Below are 15212 nucleotides of genomic sequence, written 5' to 3' on the forward strand. Positions count from 1 at the left end.
TTGCGGGCTGTTTGTCGGCATCTCTACGGCCAGAAACACAGGAAACCACCGGCGGTGTATGCGGCGCCACAAGCCTGCTGCTGGGGTGGGGTACGGAAGCCGCGTCGCCATTGTACTGGCAGCCGGGTAGATTTGGGCCATGGCTACGCTTCTTCTCGACCAGCAAATTCCGGTTTATTCCCTCACGTCGCCGCAAACGCCGGGCAGCGGCATGTTCCAGCTAAACCGGGCGGAAGGCCAGCCGCCGGCTTTCCGGCAAAACATGCTGCTGCCGCACCGCAAGGACTATTACCACCTGGTGTACGTGCAGCGCGGCGGCAGCCGGCACTGGGTCGACATGACGCCCTACGAGCTAAAAGAAAACGCGCTGTACTTCTCGGCGCCCGGCCAGCTGCAGCTCAAGGAAAAGCTCCTGCCGATGTGGGGCGTCAGCCTGGCGTTTACCCGCGAGTTTCTGGCCCGGCAGCCCAATGCAGCCCTGGCGCAGCTACCGCTGCTGCAGAACCCGCAGAACGGCCACGAACTGCTGCTGGCCGCGGCCGACGTGGCGTTTGTGGAAGACCTGCTGGCCAAGCTCGAAGCCGAGTACCACCGCCCCGGCGAGTGGCAGCAGGCCATGCTGAGCGCCCACCTGACGGTATTGCTCACCTACCTCAGCCGCTTGTACACGGAGCAATTTCCGGGCGGCGAACCCTCGGCTGACCAACTACTGGTGCAAAAGTTCCGGGCGCGGATTGAGGAGAGCTTTCGCGAGCGGCACGAGGTGGGGGCATACGCCGCCCTGCTCCATATTTCGGCCGGGCACCTGAGCGAGGTGGTGAAGGCCCAGAGCGGCAAGCCGGCCATTGCCCACATTCAGGAGCGGCTGGTGCTGGAGGCCCGGCGCCTGCTGTTTCACACCCCGCAGTCGGTGAAGGAAATTGCCTACGACCTCGGGTTTGCGGATGCTTCGTACTTCAGCCGCTTCTTCAAGCGCGAAACCGGCCTTACGCCGGCCGAGTACCGCGCCAGCAACCGCGAAATGTACCCGTGATGCCGCCAAATGTGCCACTGTGGCGCTAATCGGGCCCGGTAATTTTGTGCTGTTCAACCAAGTAACCCCTTCATCATGAAGACAGCCCTGATTACCGGCGCCAACAAAAGCATCGGTTTTGAAGCCGCCCGCCTGCTCCTGCAAAACGGCTATTACGTGTACCTCGGCAGCCGCAACCTCGAAAACGGCCAGCGCGCCGTGGCCCAACTGCACGCCGAAGGCCTCCCCCACGTGGAGCCCGTGCAGCTCGACGTCGCCGACCCCGCCTCGGTGCAAGCCGCCCGCGAAGCTATCGGCCAAAAGACGCCCGTCCTCGACGTGCTCATCAACAACGCCGGCATCAATGGCGGCATGCCGCAGTCGGCCCTCACTTCCAAAATCAGCCAGTTTCAAAAGGTATTCGACACCAACTTTTTCGGCGTGATATCCGTGACGCAGGCCTTCCTCGACCTGCTACGGCAGTCGCCGGCGCCCCGCATCGTGAACGTGAGCTCGGCCCAGGGCTCGCTCACCCTGCACAGCGACCCGGTGCACGGCTACAAGTACTATGACCACAAAGCGGCCGTGTACCATTCTTCCAAGTCGGCCCTGAACATGTACACCATCAACCTGGCCTACGAGTTACGCGACACGCCCTTCAAGGTGAATGCCGTGGACCCCGGCTTCGTCGCTACTGATTTCAACGGCCACCGCGGCACCGGCACCGTGCAGGAAGCTGGCGCCCGCGTCGTGAAATACGCCCTCGTTGGCGCCGACGGCCCCACCGGCAAGTTCGTGAGTGAAGAATACAACCCAGCCACCGGCGAAATCCCCTGGTAGAAACCGCCCAGCGGCCGAAACGAAGAGAGGCTGAAGCTCAGGGAGCTTCAGCCTCTTGGTTTATCGAGGTATTCTTATTTTGGGAATTAATTGCCTCGATAGTACCCGGAAAGTGCCTATGCTCCCTTATTGAATATTCGGGCTTTCTCCTATTGGGAAAGCAGCAACCCTTGCCGGTGGGCGCCGTTGCAGTTCAAGATTCAGATTGCTGGCTTTATATATTGTAATTCTTGGAATAATTACAGGCCTTATCCTTTGCCGAAACCCTTGGGTGCCGGCCCGCAATGGTTGAGTTTTGATGCCGTAGCCCTGGCAAGCAATTGCCGCCCCATGATAGGTTCAACATTAGGCCCTGCCTTCGCCTTTCGGTGCGAAGCAGCAGGCGCCGGAAACAAAAACCCCGCTTCCGCTGAACAGCAAGACCAGCACCGCGCGCTAAGCAACCGCACCGCGGCCTTCAACCTGCGCGCGCACAGCAAGACTCAACTGATTGATAACATCAGGCAGGCTGTGGCCGATATGGTGCTGGCCATCGGCGCCGAAGCCCGGCTGAAAAATTCGGAATACCTCAGCCGCCGGCTGCGCTACGACTACACCTACCTCGCCAACCGGTTTTCGGAAACCACGGGCAGCACCCTCGAGCAGTATATCATCGGGGTCCGCATCAACCGGGTGAAAGAGCTGATTATCGTCGGCGCGCTCAACCTGACGCAGATAGCCTACGAGTGCCAGTACAGCAGCGTGGCCCACCTGTCCAATCAATTCAAGAAAGTGACGGGGCTGACGCCTTCGTCCTTCAGAATGCTCCACTTTAAGCATGGGAAAGTCCCTGGAAGTGTGAATGATGTAATTGGTTTTTGCAATCGTGTAAATGCCCTGGAAGTGCGCCGCGTGAGCTTTGTAGCGTGAAATAATTTCACCTGCATTACGCACGCTTTATGAAAAAACATTTCCTTTTTATCCTGACTTCGGCGGCCGCTCTGGCCTTCCCGCAGGCCAGCACCGCGCAGGTTGCGCCGGCCCTGGGGGCCGCCGGCAGCTTTGCCCTGTTCACGGCCGTTGGCGCTGTGAACAACAGCGGCCCCACCGTCATCAACGGCGACATTGGCACCAATGCCGGCGCCTTCAGCGGCTTCCCGCTGGGCGTGGTGGTGAACGGCGCCATTCACGTCGCCGATTCCTACGCCACCACGGCGGCGGCCGATGTGCAAACGGCCTACGGCTACATGTCGACCATTGCGTGCGTGACGCCGCTGGCCGTGTACGGCGGCACCCCGCCCGTGACGCTGAGCCCCGGCTCCTACTGCGTGGGCGCGGCCACCACGCTGGCCGGCACCCTGATTCTCGACGGCGGGGGCGACCCCAACGCCCGGTTCTTCCTGCGCGTATCGGGCGCCCTCACCACGGCGGCCAACTCGCTGGTGCTGACGCAAAACGGCGCCACGCCCGCCAACGTGTACTGGCAGATTGGCGGCCTCGTGACCATGGGCCAGAACTCGGTGATGCGCGGCACGCTGCTCGTGGACGGCGCCATCAACATGATTCAGGGCGCCACGCTGATTGGCCGCGGCCTCTCGCGCGGCGGCGCCATCACCATCGACACCAACAGCGCCAGCCTGCCCGCGGCCGTGGCTCCTCCGGTCATCACGGCCACCTCGTGGCTGGGCACGGCGCTGGGCGGTGTCAACACCGATTGGTTTAACCCGACGAACTGGGACGCGGGCGTGCCCACCAGCACAGTCGATGCCATTGTGGGCACGGGCCGCTCGCCCTATCCCATTATTGCCGCCGGCAATGCCGTGGCCAACGGCCTCACCATCGGGACGAGCGCCAGCCTGACCATGAACGGCGGCACCCTCGACCTGAAAGCCAACCTGAGCAACAGCGGCACCGTGAGCGCGACGGCCGGCACCACCACCCTGAGCGGCACCGCCACGCAGCTGCTGGGCGGCAGCGGCAGCACCCAGTTCTGGGGCCTGCGCATTGCCAATGCGGCCGGCGCGTTTCAAAGCAGCGCCGTGAGCGTGCACGGCGTGCTGGCTCCCGCCAGCGGCAACCTCACCACCAACGGCCAGACGCTGACGCTGCTCTCCGACGCCGCCGGCACGGCCCTGGTCGACTACACCGGCACGGGCCTGGTGAGCGGCAACGCCACCGTGCAGCGCTACATCGCCTCCACCAACACCGGCACGGGCTACCGCCACTACAGCGCCCCCGTGACGGGCAGCACCGTGGCCGACCTGGCCACCACGGGCTTCGCGCCGGTGCTCACGTCGAGCTATAATACCTCGGCCACGCCGGGCACCACCACGCCCTTCCCCACGGTGTATGCCTACGACCAAACCCGCCTGGTGACGACTACCAACAACACGCCGGTATTCGACAAAGGCTTTGTGGTGCCCGCTGGCCTGGCCACGCCGCTGGCCATCGGCCAGGGCTATGCCGTTAATATCAGCGGTAATCAATTGGTCGATTTCGTCGGCGCGCTTATCACTGGCACCCAGACCCTGAGCCTGAGCCGCAACGCCGCCGCCTCGGTTAACACCTCCGATGCCGGCTGGCAGCTGGTGGGCAACCCGTACCCCGCCCCCCTCGACTACAGCCTGGTGGCCCCTGCCGACCGCCCCGGCCTCGATGATGCCATATACGTGTACGCCAGCACCGGTCCCTACGTGGGCACCTACCGCACCTACGTCAACAACATTGGCAACCCGGTGCTGCCCGTGGCGCAGGGCTTCTTTGCCCGCGTGAGCGCCGGCCAGACCAGCGGCTCGCTCACCTTCCGCAACAACCAGCGCCTGACTACGCCCAACGCTACTGCCTTCCAGCGCGGCACCGTCGATGCCCGGCCCCTGGTGCAGCTGGAGCTGCGCGCCCCCAACGGCGGCGCCGACCTGCTCTACGCCTACGCCGAAACCGGCGCCACTCCCGGCTTCGACACCCAATACGACGCCCAGAAGCTGGTCAATTCCTCCGGCCTGAACCTGGCCAGCATCGCCACCAGCAGCGAAGCCCTGGCCATTGATGGCCGCCCGGCCTTCACCGCTGCCACCGTGTTGCCGCTGACCGTGGGCGTGCCCGCCGCCGGCCCCTACAACCTGACTGCTACGGCCCTCAACAACCTGCCCGCTACCCTCGACGCCCTCCTCACCGACGCCGCCACGGGCCAAACCGTGAACCTGGCTTTGCAGCCAACTTATTCGTTCTCGGTGGCCAGCGCGCAGGCAGCCGCTACCATCACGGGCCGCTTCACGCTGCGCTTTGCCGCCCGTGGGGTGCTGGCCACCGCCCCGGCCCTCACGGCCGCTGAGGTGACGGTGTACCCCAACCCGGCCCACGCAGCCTTCACGGTGCTGGTGCCGGCCGTGGCCGCCGCCACGGCGGTCCACGCCGACCTGCTCAACGCCCTGGGCCAGGTGGTGCGCCGCCAGGATGCCCCGCTGGCCGCCACCGGCGCCCGCCTGTTGGTGGATGCTGCTGGCCTGGCGCCCGGTATCTACACCCTGCGCTTGCAGGTGGGCGCGGCCACGCTGGCCAAGCGCGTCGTGATTCAATAAATACGTTGGGCCGGCTTCCTTGCGGAGCCGGCCCGGCATTCCCTTCAACGTACTTCCTCGTATGAAATCATTTCTCACCTCCGCCCTGGGCCTGCTGGTCCTGGGCCTGCTCCTGAACTTGCCCGCTGGGGCCCAGCCCACCTCCGGCGGCCCCGCCCCCGGCGCTCCGGCGGCCGAAGTGCCCCTCGATGGCGGCGCCTCGCTGCTGCTGGCCGGCGGCGTGGCCTACGGCCTCAAGCAGATTCGGGCCCGCCGGCAGGCGCGCCGCGCCGCCAAGCAAGCCCCAGCGATGTAATTCCCGGCTGCGGGGGAGGAGCCTCCGTTAGCAGCCGCGCAGAAGTTAGCGGTTCACTGGTAATGCCCCGCTTGGCGGCCGAAATGAAAGAGGCTGAAGCCCCCGAAGCTTCAGCCTCTTTCTGCGTTAACTTGCGGGGTGACCAAAGCCGACCACATTGCCTACTGGATGAATGCCGCCGACCAGAACTGGCAGGAAGTCGGCAGCATGTTCACGGCCGGCACCTACGTGCCGTGCCTGTTCTGGGCACATCTAACGATAGAGAAGTTGGCGAAGGCGCTCTAGGTGCAGGACAATGCGGGCGACACGCCACCTTTCACCCACAACATTGCCCGTCTGCTGGCCGATACCAACCTGGTGCTGACGCCTGTGCAAGCCACGTTTGTGCAGCAATTGAATACTTTTCAGCTGGAAGGACGTTATGAAAGCTACACGGCCAGCCTGCGCCAACAGGCCACCCAGGCATTCACCCAAACCGTGCTCCAGGACGTAACCACCCTCCGCCAATGCTTACTCAATCAGCTGCTCTAGAACGGGTCCGGGCCTTTGCCGAAAGCATCCGCGGCCAGTCGGTTTCGTTGCGGAAAGTCATTCTGTTTGGCTCCTACGCGCGCAACGAGCAGCGGGCGTTTTCGGACATCGACGTGGCGCTGGTGGCCGATGAGTTTACGGGGTTCGGCTTTCAGGACGTGGGCCTGATTGGGGCCGCCATTGCCCAGAAGCTATTTGTCGATATCGAGCCGCACACCTTCTCGCCCGAGCAGTTCACCGACTGGAACCCCTTCGTGCAGGAAATCAAGCGCACCGGCATCGTGGTAGGCGAGTGGGAGCCAACTGTTACGCAGAATCGGGCCCTTTCCTAGTAACCCCGCCCTCGGCAGAGACGCAAAGCGGCTGAAGCTACAGGAGCTTCAGCCGCTTTTTATTTGGCGTCTTCTGCAGACCCGGACAAGCAGGCCTGAACAATCGGGGTATATTTTTTAATTATCAAGTCCCTTTTCCTAAGACTACCAGAGCGGATATTAACCACTCTGCCCTTGCTGTTAATAAATATCACAAGTGGGGTCGTGTATTGAGTTATATAAAGCTCTTTATCAGCAGTTGCGCCACCCATTGCTTGAGGGAAATCTAAAGGGTGTTCTTTTAGATATTCCTTAACTGTAACGGAGTCATTAAAGGGGAGCCCGATAAAGTCAGCTCTATTAGAAAACTTATGATACAAAGCATTCAAAGCTGCCATATCTTCTGCGTCTGAGCGCGCGAATTCTGGAGGAGCAAATTTAGTGGTAGCCCAGAAATACAGAATCATAGCTTTCCCTTGGTTTGGCTTTGTACTCATACTATCCCCGCGATTGGTCATGACGGTAAATTCAGGGCCTAGCGAACCTTTCATGCACTCATAATCTTCATAAAGCCTAGGGTAATTAACAGTGTCTTTGTTTGCAGGGGGCCTTTTCCTGCAGAGCGCAAAATTCTCTTCATAGGTGTTTTCTCTTCGGATTGAACACGATGAAAGAATGAAAATTAGGAGCAGTAATAATCGGTGATTATGCATAAATGAATTTGCTATCTGCTTTGTCAACGAATGGCCTATTTGATAATGGATTGTATTAGCCGATGAACGGCGAAGGTAAAGGTCATCAAAGCTTCCTAAGCACCGCCTGCGGCTTCCGGACGCCCGCCAAACAGTTCCGTACCACAAACCTTGGCTTCCGAATGCTCGCCAACCGTTTTCGGACGCCCGCCAAACGCTTCCGAAGGCCCGCCAGTCGTTTCCGAACCACAAACCTCGCCGCCGAAGCAACGCCCGTGGCTTCCGAAGCACAAACCTTCGTGCCGAAGCACAAACCTTGGTTCCGGACCACAAACCTTCTACCGGGTTTGGGTTCCAACTGCTGGCGCTAGGTTTTCTGCACCAGCTTAAAACCGTCTTTCGTGACGAGGTATTGCTGGCCCTGCAACGTGATGGTTTCGCCCTCCAGCACCTTGCTCAGGTCCATGAGGTCGCCCTCGATGGTGTGGATAGAAAAACCGTGCTGGCGGGCCAGGGCGAGGTATTTGGGGTTGATGTAGTCGTGCACGCCGCAGAGGATGATGCGCACGTGAGCGGTGGTGTTTTTGAGCAGCCTGGCGTCGCGGGGGAAGGTGTAGTTGTCGGCAATGAGGATGAGGTCGGTGGCCTCGGGGGCGGGGGGCAGCGTCTGGGCGTAGAGCAGGGCTTCGGCGTCGTTTTCGGGCGGGTCGCCGCCCCCGCCGGCCTTCATGGCCTCGATGAGCTTGCTTTCGATGAGCTTGTAGCTGTCGGTTTTGACGTGGAAAAGGCCGCCGGTTTTGCCCACCCGCTTCTGCTTGTCGGGCAGGTCGTTGCCGTCGTTGAAAAACACGAAGGTTTTCTCGTTTTCGAGGGCGCTGAGCTGCAGCCAGGCCAGCAAGTCGTAGGTGTAGGGGAACATACTGCCCGTCACGTCCGTCACCACCACTTCCTTGGGCCACTCGGGGTGGCGCTGCATCACGCGGGCCACCACGTTGGCATCGGCGGGCAGGGGCGGGGCTTCGGTGGCGGTATCGGTGGCCGCCAGCAGCTCGCCGGCTTTGGTGATGCGCGCCTCGCAGTAGTCGTGTTTGTGCTGCCGGTCTTTCTTTTTCAGAAACACCCGGTAAAGCCGGGCCACCGAATCGGACAGGGCAAAGTTGGTGAAGAACACATCGGGCGGGCCCAGCAGCTGAAACGGCCCAATCGGCAAGCGCACCACTCCCTTGGCAATGAAGGGAAACTGCTTGCGGTCGATGGGAAAGCCCGAGCTGAACACCACGCTTTTGCGAATGGCCGCGGCCAGCTCCTCGGTGCACAAGGGCTGGCCGGGGGGCAGCACCTGCACGCTCTGGGTGGTGCCGTCGGCCGCCACGGCCAGCTGAAAGGCCACCTGCTGGGCGCCGCGCTGCGGGCAGTGGTAGTTGCGGCGCAGGGCGAGGGCCATCTGGCGGTTGTTGAAGCGGGTGCCGGGCAGGTTGCAGGCTACTTTCTTGCCCGGGGCTTTCTTGCGGGCTATGGGGTGCTTTTTCGCCAGCCGCCGCAACTTGCGCGTGAGGCTGTCGAGGTCGGCGCGCATGGTGGCGGCGGTATAGTGCCGGGCCACGTACACCACAAACCCGTGAAAAAACGGCTGGCATTCGGCCGGGCTGTTGCAGCCGGTTTGTTCCACCAGCGTCCACATCACCGCCTCGTCCTGCAGCAGCCCCGGCACCTCCGCCGCCAGGTTGCGGATGCGGCTAAGGTTGAGCTGGCGCTGGTTGAAACCGGGGTTGAGCTTGAAGGCGGTATACACCAGGTCGATGCGCACGATGTGCCGGTCTTTCAGGTGCAGGGCTTTGAGGTCGGCGCCGGAGAAAGTGGAGGGTAGCTGGATGGCTTCCAGGTCGGGCAGCTGCTGGTAGCGGGCCGTGCGGTAGGCGTTCAGCTGGTTGTAGAAGGTGTCAAGTTCGGCTTCGGAAAGGGGAGCCTGGGCCCGGGCAACGCCTGCCAGCAGCAGGATGAAGAAGGCGGTGAGCAATGCCCGGGTGGGTAGAGAAAACATCATAGAAAATCAATAAACAGTTCGCAAAATAGGCGTTGGCCGTGGCACCGCGGCCGGGTTTTGTCAGCCGGCTTTCTACCTTACGCCAACCAACTTCGCAAGCTCATGCCCCGCACCGACGCCTTCGCCCAAACCCAGCCCGCCAGCCGCGCCGAGTGGCGGCAGTGGCTGGCCGACAACCACACCAACGCGCCCGGCGTGTGGCTGGTATACTGCAAAAAAGCCAGCGGCCAGCCCAGTGTCACCTACCCCGAGGCCGTGGAAGAAGCCCTCTGCTTCGGCTGGATAGACTCGCACCCCCGCAAGCTCGACGCCGACCGCACGCAGCTGCTTTTCACCCCGCGCAAGCCCCGCAGCGGCTGGAGCAAGGTCAACAAAGAGCGCCTGCAGCGCCTCGAAGCCGCTGGCCAGCTCATGCCCGCCGGCCTGGCCGCCATTGCCCGCGCCCGCCAAAACGGCGCCTGGGAAAGCCTCGACGCCGCCGAAGCTGGCCAGGTGCCCGAAGACCTGGCCGCAGCCCTGGCCGCCAACGAAGCCGCGCAGGGCAGCTTCCAAGCCTTCGCGCCCTCGGCCCGCAAGCAGATTCTCACCTGGGTGCTGGGCGCCAAGCAGCCCGCCACCCGCGCCCGCCGCGTGGCCGAGACCGTGCGAATGGCCGCCCTGGGCAAGCGGGCGAATATTGACCGGGAGTAAAAGAACGTCATGCAGCGCGCAGCGAAGCATGACGTTCTCTTGGTTACGACCCACTGCCAGCCGCCCGGCCCCATCTTTGCCCCATGCTTTCCGAACCCACCTACCTGACGGCGCGCATGGCCGCGCCCATGATTGAGGCCCACTTTGCGCGGCACCGGGCGGCCAGCCTGGCCGCGGAATCCCGGCTGGCCGCGCCGCTGGAAGCGCAGTGGGTCGAAGCCGTGATTGACGGGGCCTTCTGGGTCAGCCTGCGCCGCGAGGAGGGGCACCCGCCGCGCATTTCGGTGGCGCTGCTGCCGCCGGAGCAGGCCCGGCGGCCGCTGCGGTTCGGGCAGCGCCGCCGCTTCACGCCCTACAACCTGCTGAAGCTGGCGCCCGCCGTGGAGCAGCCCGGCATTCACCTGGGCGTGTGGCACGACGAAGACGGCCTCTACGTGTGGGGCACGGCCACCGCAGTGCCGCCGCTGTGCTTCGTGCTGGAAGTGGTGGAGCCCGGCCTGCTGGTGGTGAAGCACCGCCGCGTGGGTGGCTTCGGCAAGTACGTGAACGTGGCCGTGCTGCGCGGCGACCGCCTGCAGATAGTGGACGAGGAGCACGGCGGCCTCAGCGACTGCCCGGCCCTGCGGGCGTTTTTGCCCGGCCGCAGCCTGCCCGCCGCCGGTACCGGCGAAACCGACCACATGCTGCTGGAACTGGCCACCGCCATGCGCGCCCACGGCCGCGGCGGCCTGGTGCTGGTGGTGCCGCCCGGCTCTGACGCCTGGCAGGCCTCCGTGGTGCACCCGCTGACGTACGCGGTGGCGCCGGCCTATAAGGGCATCAACCTGCGGCGCCGGGCGGGGCAGTCGCGCCGCCGACGGCAAGACCGGCTGCGGCGTAGCATCGGCGTGGTGGGCGGCTTCACGGCCGTGGACGGCGCCACCGTCATCACGCAGGACTACCAGCTGCTGGCCTTCGGGGCGAAGGTGACGCGGGCCGACACCAGCACGCCCGTCGACACGATGACACTGACTGAGCCCGTGGTGGGCAGCGAGGCGGTGCAGCTGCACCCGGCCCAGAACGGCGGCACCCGGCACCTGGCCGCCGCCCAATTCGTGCACGACCAACACGACGCTATTGCGCTGGTGGCGTCCATGGATGGCTTTTTCACGGTCTTCGCCTGGTCCGAAACCCTACAACAGGTGCATGCCCACCGCATCGACGTGCTGTTGCTGTGAGGCCGCCGCGGAAGCCGCCCGGCCGTGTTAACGGGCGGCTGAGTATTCACCATAAAAAAGGGCTGCCCCGACGGGCAGCCCTTTTTTATTCACAAAATGCACCGGCTACTTCACGAAGCGCCGCGTGATGGCCGGCTGGCCCGGGCTGACCAGAACCAGCGTGTAAACTCCGGCGGGAAGCCCGGCCACGTCGAGCGCGCCCGAACTGGTAGCGCCGGTGGCCACCATTTGGCCAAACGCATTCATCACCCGGTACTCGCCGTCGAGCAGGGCGGCTTCGGAGCGGAAGTACAGCTTGTCGGCCACCGGGTTGGGATAGAGCTCCAGGGTCGGGGCGCTGGCGTCGGTGGTCTTGGGCGCGTTGATGGCCGTGGTTTCTGGCGCGGCCTGGGCCATGAGGGCGGAGCCTTGCTTGGTGATGCGCACCCAGTTCAAATTGTAGCCGCCGGTTTGGGCATACACGCCGAAATTGTAGGTACCCGCGTTCACATTCACCGTTTTGGATACGGTGGTCCAGTTCTGCCAGCCGCCGGTGCCGGGCAGCGCGCTGCTGCCAAGCTGGATGCTGCCAGCGTTCAAATCCGAGGAAATGGTGCCGCCGCTGGCCCCGCTGGCCACCCGGTACTCAATGGTGTAGGTGCCGGAGGTGGGGAAGTTGACGTTGTTCCACACCAGGTAATCCCCGGCGTCGATGTAGCCCATGTCCTGGCCGCCTTCCGAGCAGGCTTCCACCGTCATGCCGTTGTTCACGTTGGCGCTTTCGGCCTGCAGCGTGACGGACGAGGACGGCGTGGTGCCACCCGTGAGCTGGTACACCCGCACGTAGTCCACGCTCATGGTGGCGGGCAGCTTGCTTTCGTCCACGGTCTGGCCGGGCCAGTCGCCGGCCACGGCCAGGTTCAGGAGCAGGAAAAAGGGCTTCTGGAACTCCTCGGTGCCGCCGGTGCCGTTGGCGATGTTGATTTCGTGGTACTTGGCGCCGTCCACGAACCAGCGGATGTAGCTCGGCGTCCACTCGATGCTGTAGACGTGGTAGGCGTTGGGGGCGGTGGCCACGTTGCCGCCGTACTGGGCGTGGCCGTTGCTGTCCCAGTGCACGGTGCCGTAGCAGCGGCTGTCGGCGTTCACCTGCTCCATCACGTCAATTTCACCGCAATAGGGCCAACTCACGGTGTTGATGTTGGCGCCCAGCATCCAGAACGCCGGCCACAGGCCCTGCCCCAGCGGCGTCTTGATGCGGGCTTCCACTTTGCCGTAGGTGAACTGTTTCAGGCCCTGCGTTTTCAGGCGGGCCGAGGTGTAGGGCATGCCGCCCACGGACTGCTTGCGGGCCGTGATTTGCAGCTCGCCGTTCACCACGGCGGCGTTGGCGGACTGGTAGTATTGCTTTTCGTTGTTGCCCCAGCCGCCGCCGCCGGTTTCGAACACCCAGCTCGGGCCAATGCCCGTGGTGAATTCATCGGCCCAGACTTGCTGGTAGGTTTGGGCGTGGGCGCCGGCGCTGCACCCAGCGGCGAGAACGACGGCCCGCAGGAGCGTGGTAAAGAGGCTTTTCATGGAAAGGTGGGTTTTTGTGGAAAAAGGAATGGAGGAATAAGCTGGCAAGCCGGTTTCGGGCCGGCTTGCCAGGGTGAAATCGGTAGAAAAACTTACTGCTTGCTGAAGCGGCTCACCTGCTTGGGCTGGCCCGGGGCGCTGAGCACGATGGTGTAGAGGCCCGGTTTCAGGGCGGCCACGTCCACGGCCTCGCCCGAGAAAGTGCCGTGCCACACCACGCGGCCTTCCACGCTGAGAATGCTCAGCTCGCCGCCGGCAAACTCACTGCCGGCCGCCAGCTTCAGGCGGTCGGCCACGGGGTTGGGGTAGATTGCCAGAACCGAGTTGCTGGATTTGGCGTCGTCGCTGGCAGTGGCCAGGGCCGTACGGGCGGCGCCCTGCTTGGTGATGCGCACCCAGTTCAAATTGTAGCCAGCGCTTTGGGCATAGATGCCGAAATTGTAAGTGCCGGCAGTAATGGTGACAGTTTTCGAGACGGTGGTCCAGGTTTGCCAGCCGCCGGTGGCTGGCACGGCGGTGTTGCCGAATTGGATGCTGCCAGCGTTCAAATCAGCCGAAATGGTGCCGCCGCTCGCGCCGCTGGCTACCCGGTACTCGATGAGGTAGCTGCCCGTGGTGGGAAAGTTGATGCCGTTCCACACGAGGTAGTCGCCGGCGTCGATGTAGCCCATGTCCTGGCCGCCTTCCGCGCAGGTTTCCACCGTCATGCCGTTGTTCACGTTGGCTGCCTCAGCTTCGAGCTGCCGGCTGAACGAGGCGCTGGCGGTTTGCACGCGCAGGGAAGTGGCTTTGTCGTTCCAGTTGCCGGTGCCGAGCGGGTTGTTTACCAGGCAGGTGTTGCTGGCCGCCACGGTGAGGGCGCCGCCGCTGAAATTGTCGTTTTCGTACAGCACCACCTGGTAGCCGCTGTTCACTTTCAGCGAGGAAACGTCGTCGTTGAGGATGCCGCGGGCTTGCAGGGCGGCCAGGTTGTAGTCGCCCAGCGGCAGGGCCACGGCCGTGCCCGTGTAGTTGCAGTCTTTGTACACGGTGGCCACGCCGGTGGCGGGCGGCGCGCTGCCCGCGTAGCCGCCAAAGGTGGCCACCACCCGGGTGGGCTGCGGCGTTTGCAGGGTGGCCGACTGGTCGGCCACGTCGTCATACGCAAAGCCGTAGGACAGATTATCCACGCTGATGCCCGGCAGGTGCCAGAAGCGGGCGTAGTAGTTGAAGGGCGCGGTCTGGTAGAACTTGCTCACGTCGTACCAGTTTTGCTGGCCGGGGTTCGTGGTGGTGGTGTTCACCACGTGGCGGTTGATGGCGGCCGTCATCTGGGCCTGCACCACGAGGTCAACGGTCACGTCGCCCACGCCCGAGGCCAGCACGCCCTTGCCCTCAAAAGCCTCCTGCGTGGTGGGCCGGCGCGAAATGATGCCCGTGCGGCCCGTGAAGGCGCCCGACTGCCCCACCACCGTCAGCCGGTCGTTGGCATCCACGCGGCCCTTGAACACGCCCGCGTTGCCGGCATAGAAAATCAGGTCCTCGTTTTTGTACTTGTTCCAGATGGCGTCGATGTAGGACTTGAAGTAGTTGCCGTAGGGGCCGGGCGTGGTGCCGTTGGTGCCGTCGTAGAAGGCGGCAGTTTTGCTGGGGAAGCTGATGACGCCGGTCGTGTTGTTCACCGTGCCCTGAAACTCGGTGGGCACGTTGGCCTTGTAGGCGGCCACGATGTCGGCGGCAGTTTTCAGCTCGCCGGTCTTCTTGTAGTAGCCGTTGCCATACAGCTCCAGGCCCATGGGGTAGGCAAAGGCGTCGACGCGGGTGGTGTTGCCGAAGAAGCCGCCGCCGTTGTTGGTCAGTTCAATGGTTTCGTAGAGAATGCCCGCGTTGGGGTCGCTGGGGTTCTGCGGGTTGGGCGCCGTGTAGCCCGACGGCGCGCCGTTGGCCCCGAAAAAGTAGAAGTACAGCTGCTGCCCCCGCGAGATGTACACCCGGCAGCCCGCGATGTAGGGCAGCGTGAAGGTGCGGTTCGGGATGTTGCTGAGCCGGGTAAAGCAGGCGGCGTAGCGCGAGTTCTGGCCCGGCCCGGTGTTGCCGTTGATGGTGGGCCCGAGCACGGTGTTGTAGCTGGTGCTCATGGGCAGCACCTGGGAGTTGGCCGCGTTTATCCAGACGTGGTTGTTGGCGGGGTCGAGGCCCACAATGGCCACGTACAGGTCGGTGTCGGCAAAGGGCGAAGTGTTGTTGATGGTGAACGGAATGGAGCCCTGGGCCCAGCCGTGGCCCGGCAGCAGCAAGCTGCTGGCCCAAAAGAACAGCACTGAGAAAAGTGTAAGTTTTTTCATGAGTAGAACGATTGTGGGAATTATGGAAAATGGTGGAAAAGGACCCATCACCGGCAGCGCTACCGGGTTTGGGCAAGCAGTTCTGGAAGGAAAAATCCGGGTGAATGGAACAGGCACCGCCCTTAGGCGTGAGGCAGCCTCT

Annotated in this window: 14 protein-coding genes; 10 read left to right on the plus strand and 4 right to left on the minus strand. The window is 63.4% G+C overall.

The window, feature by feature from the left end:
• Positions 1-139 precede the first annotated feature (139 nt).
• The 8 genes from I2H31_RS00880 to I2H31_RS00915 all read left to right on the plus strand — a co-directional run bounded on the left by I2H31_RS00880 (position 140) and on the right by I2H31_RS00915 (position 6567).
• Positions 140-1033: a helix-turn-helix domain-containing protein gene (locus I2H31_RS00880; RefSeq protein ID WP_196291110.1), complete on the plus strand. Its 894-nt coding sequence runs from the start codon at positions 140-142 to the stop codon at positions 1031-1033.
• A gap of 75 nt (positions 1034-1108) precedes the next feature.
• Positions 1109-1852 (plus strand): SDR family oxidoreductase, encoded by a 744-nt coding sequence (locus I2H31_RS00885; protein WP_196291111.1) that lies wholly within the window; start codon positions 1109-1111, stop codon positions 1850-1852.
• 255 nt (positions 1853-2107) lie between these two features.
• Positions 2108-2761 (plus strand): helix-turn-helix domain-containing protein, encoded by a 654-nt coding sequence (locus tag I2H31_RS00890; RefSeq protein WP_230687379.1) that lies wholly within the window; start codon positions 2108-2110, stop codon positions 2759-2761.
• Positions 2762-2790: 29 nt separating this feature from the next.
• Positions 2791-5409, plus strand: coding sequence for an ice-binding family protein (locus I2H31_RS00895; protein ID WP_196291112.1), 2619 nt, complete (start codon positions 2791-2793; stop codon positions 5407-5409).
• 61 nt (positions 5410-5470) lie between these two features.
• Complete coding sequence (locus I2H31_RS00900; RefSeq protein ID WP_196291113.1) at positions 5471-5704, plus strand: PID-CTERM protein-sorting domain-containing protein; 234 nt, start codon at positions 5471-5473, stop codon at positions 5702-5704.
• A 138-nt stretch (positions 5705-5842) separates the two neighbouring features.
• Positions 5843-5989 (plus strand): HEPN domain-containing protein, encoded by a 147-nt coding sequence (locus I2H31_RS00905; RefSeq protein ID WP_196291114.1) that lies wholly within the window; start codon positions 5843-5845, stop codon positions 5987-5989.
• Positions 5990-6235 (plus strand): hypothetical protein, encoded by a 246-nt coding sequence (locus tag I2H31_RS00910; protein ID WP_196291115.1) that lies wholly within the window; start codon positions 5990-5992, stop codon positions 6233-6235.
• Positions 6211-6567, plus strand: coding sequence for a nucleotidyltransferase domain-containing protein (locus I2H31_RS00915; protein WP_196291116.1), 357 nt, complete (start codon positions 6211-6213; stop codon positions 6565-6567). The genes I2H31_RS00910 and I2H31_RS00915 overlap by 25 nt, the downstream gene beginning before the upstream one ends.
• Before the next feature lie 59 nt (positions 6568-6626).
• Here the strand turns inward: I2H31_RS00915 and I2H31_RS00920 are convergent, their stop codons facing one another.
• Entirely contained in the window at positions 6627-7097 is a 471-nt protein-coding gene (locus tag I2H31_RS00920; protein ID WP_196291117.1) for a TlpA family protein disulfide reductase, read from the minus strand.
• Between the two features lie 508 nt (positions 7098-7605).
• Positions 7606-9282, minus strand: coding sequence for a hypothetical protein (locus I2H31_RS00925; protein ID WP_196291118.1), 1677 nt, complete (start codon positions 9280-9282; stop codon positions 7606-7608).
• A gap of 102 nt (positions 9283-9384) precedes the next feature.
• On the opposite strand from I2H31_RS00925, the gene I2H31_RS00930 reads away from it, so the two are divergent.
• Positions 9385-9972 (plus strand): YdeI/OmpD-associated family protein, encoded by a 588-nt coding sequence (locus tag I2H31_RS00930; RefSeq protein WP_196291119.1) that lies wholly within the window; start codon positions 9385-9387, stop codon positions 9970-9972.
• A gap of 83 nt (positions 9973-10055) precedes the next feature.
• Entirely contained in the window at positions 10056-11189 is a 1134-nt protein-coding gene (locus tag I2H31_RS00935; protein ID WP_196291120.1) for a putative sensor domain DACNV-containing protein, read from the plus strand.
• Between the two features lie 105 nt (positions 11190-11294).
• On the opposite strand, the gene I2H31_RS00940 is transcribed toward I2H31_RS00935, so the two are convergent.
• Both I2H31_RS00940 and I2H31_RS00945 read right to left on the minus strand, forming a co-directional pair.
• A complete protein-coding gene (locus tag I2H31_RS00940) occupies positions 11295-12746 on the minus strand; it encodes a carbohydrate-binding protein (RefSeq protein WP_196291121.1) in 1452 nt (483 codons plus the stop codon).
• Positions 12747-12838: 92 nt separating this feature from the next.
• Positions 12839-15070, minus strand: a complete 2232-nt coding sequence (locus I2H31_RS00945) for a beta-1,3-glucanase family protein (RefSeq protein ID WP_196291122.1) — start codon at positions 15068-15070, stop codon at positions 12839-12841.
• Between the last annotated feature and the right edge of the window lie 142 nt (positions 15071-15212).

Source organism: Hymenobacter ruricola (genome assembly GCF_015694525.1).
Classification (GTDB): Bacteria; Bacteroidota; Bacteroidia; order Cytophagales; family Hymenobacteraceae; genus Hymenobacter; species Hymenobacter ruricola.

Coding starts and splice junctions, on each gene's coding strand:
- I2H31_RS00900 (WP_196291113.1), top strand. CDS start 5,471: ATGAAATCATTTCTCACCTCCGCCCTGGGCCTGCTGGTCCTGGGCCTG.
- I2H31_RS00895 (WP_196291112.1), top strand. CDS start 2,791: ATGAAAAAACATTTCCTTTTTATCCTGACTTCGGCGGCCGCTCTGGCC.
- I2H31_RS00880 (WP_196291110.1), top strand. CDS start 140: ATGGCTACGCTTCTTCTCGACCAGCAAATTCCGGTTTATTCCCTCACG.
- I2H31_RS00945 (WP_196291122.1), bottom strand. CDS start 15,070: ATGAAAAAACTTACACTTTTCTCAGTGCTGTTCTTTTGGGCCAGCAGC.
- I2H31_RS00915 (WP_196291116.1), top strand. CDS start 6,211: ATGCTTACTCAATCAGCTGCTCTAGAACGGGTCCGGGCCTTTGCCGAA.
- I2H31_RS00885 (WP_196291111.1), top strand. CDS start 1,109: ATGAAGACAGCCCTGATTACCGGCGCCAACAAAAGCATCGGTTTTGAA.
- I2H31_RS00930 (WP_196291119.1), top strand. CDS start 9,385: ATGCCCCGCACCGACGCCTTCGCCCAAACCCAGCCCGCCAGCCGCGCC.
- I2H31_RS00935 (WP_196291120.1), top strand. CDS start 10,056: ATGCTTTCCGAACCCACCTACCTGACGGCGCGCATGGCCGCGCCCATG.
- I2H31_RS00925 (WP_196291118.1), bottom strand. CDS start 9,282: ATGATGTTTTCTCTACCCACCCGGGCATTGCTCACCGCCTTCTTCATC.
- I2H31_RS00920 (WP_196291117.1), bottom strand. CDS start 7,097: ATGAAAGGTTCGCTAGGCCCTGAATTTACCGTCATGACCAATCGCGGG.
- I2H31_RS00940 (WP_196291121.1), bottom strand. CDS start 12,746: ATGAAAAGCCTCTTTACCACGCTCCTGCGGGCCGTCGTTCTCGCCGCT.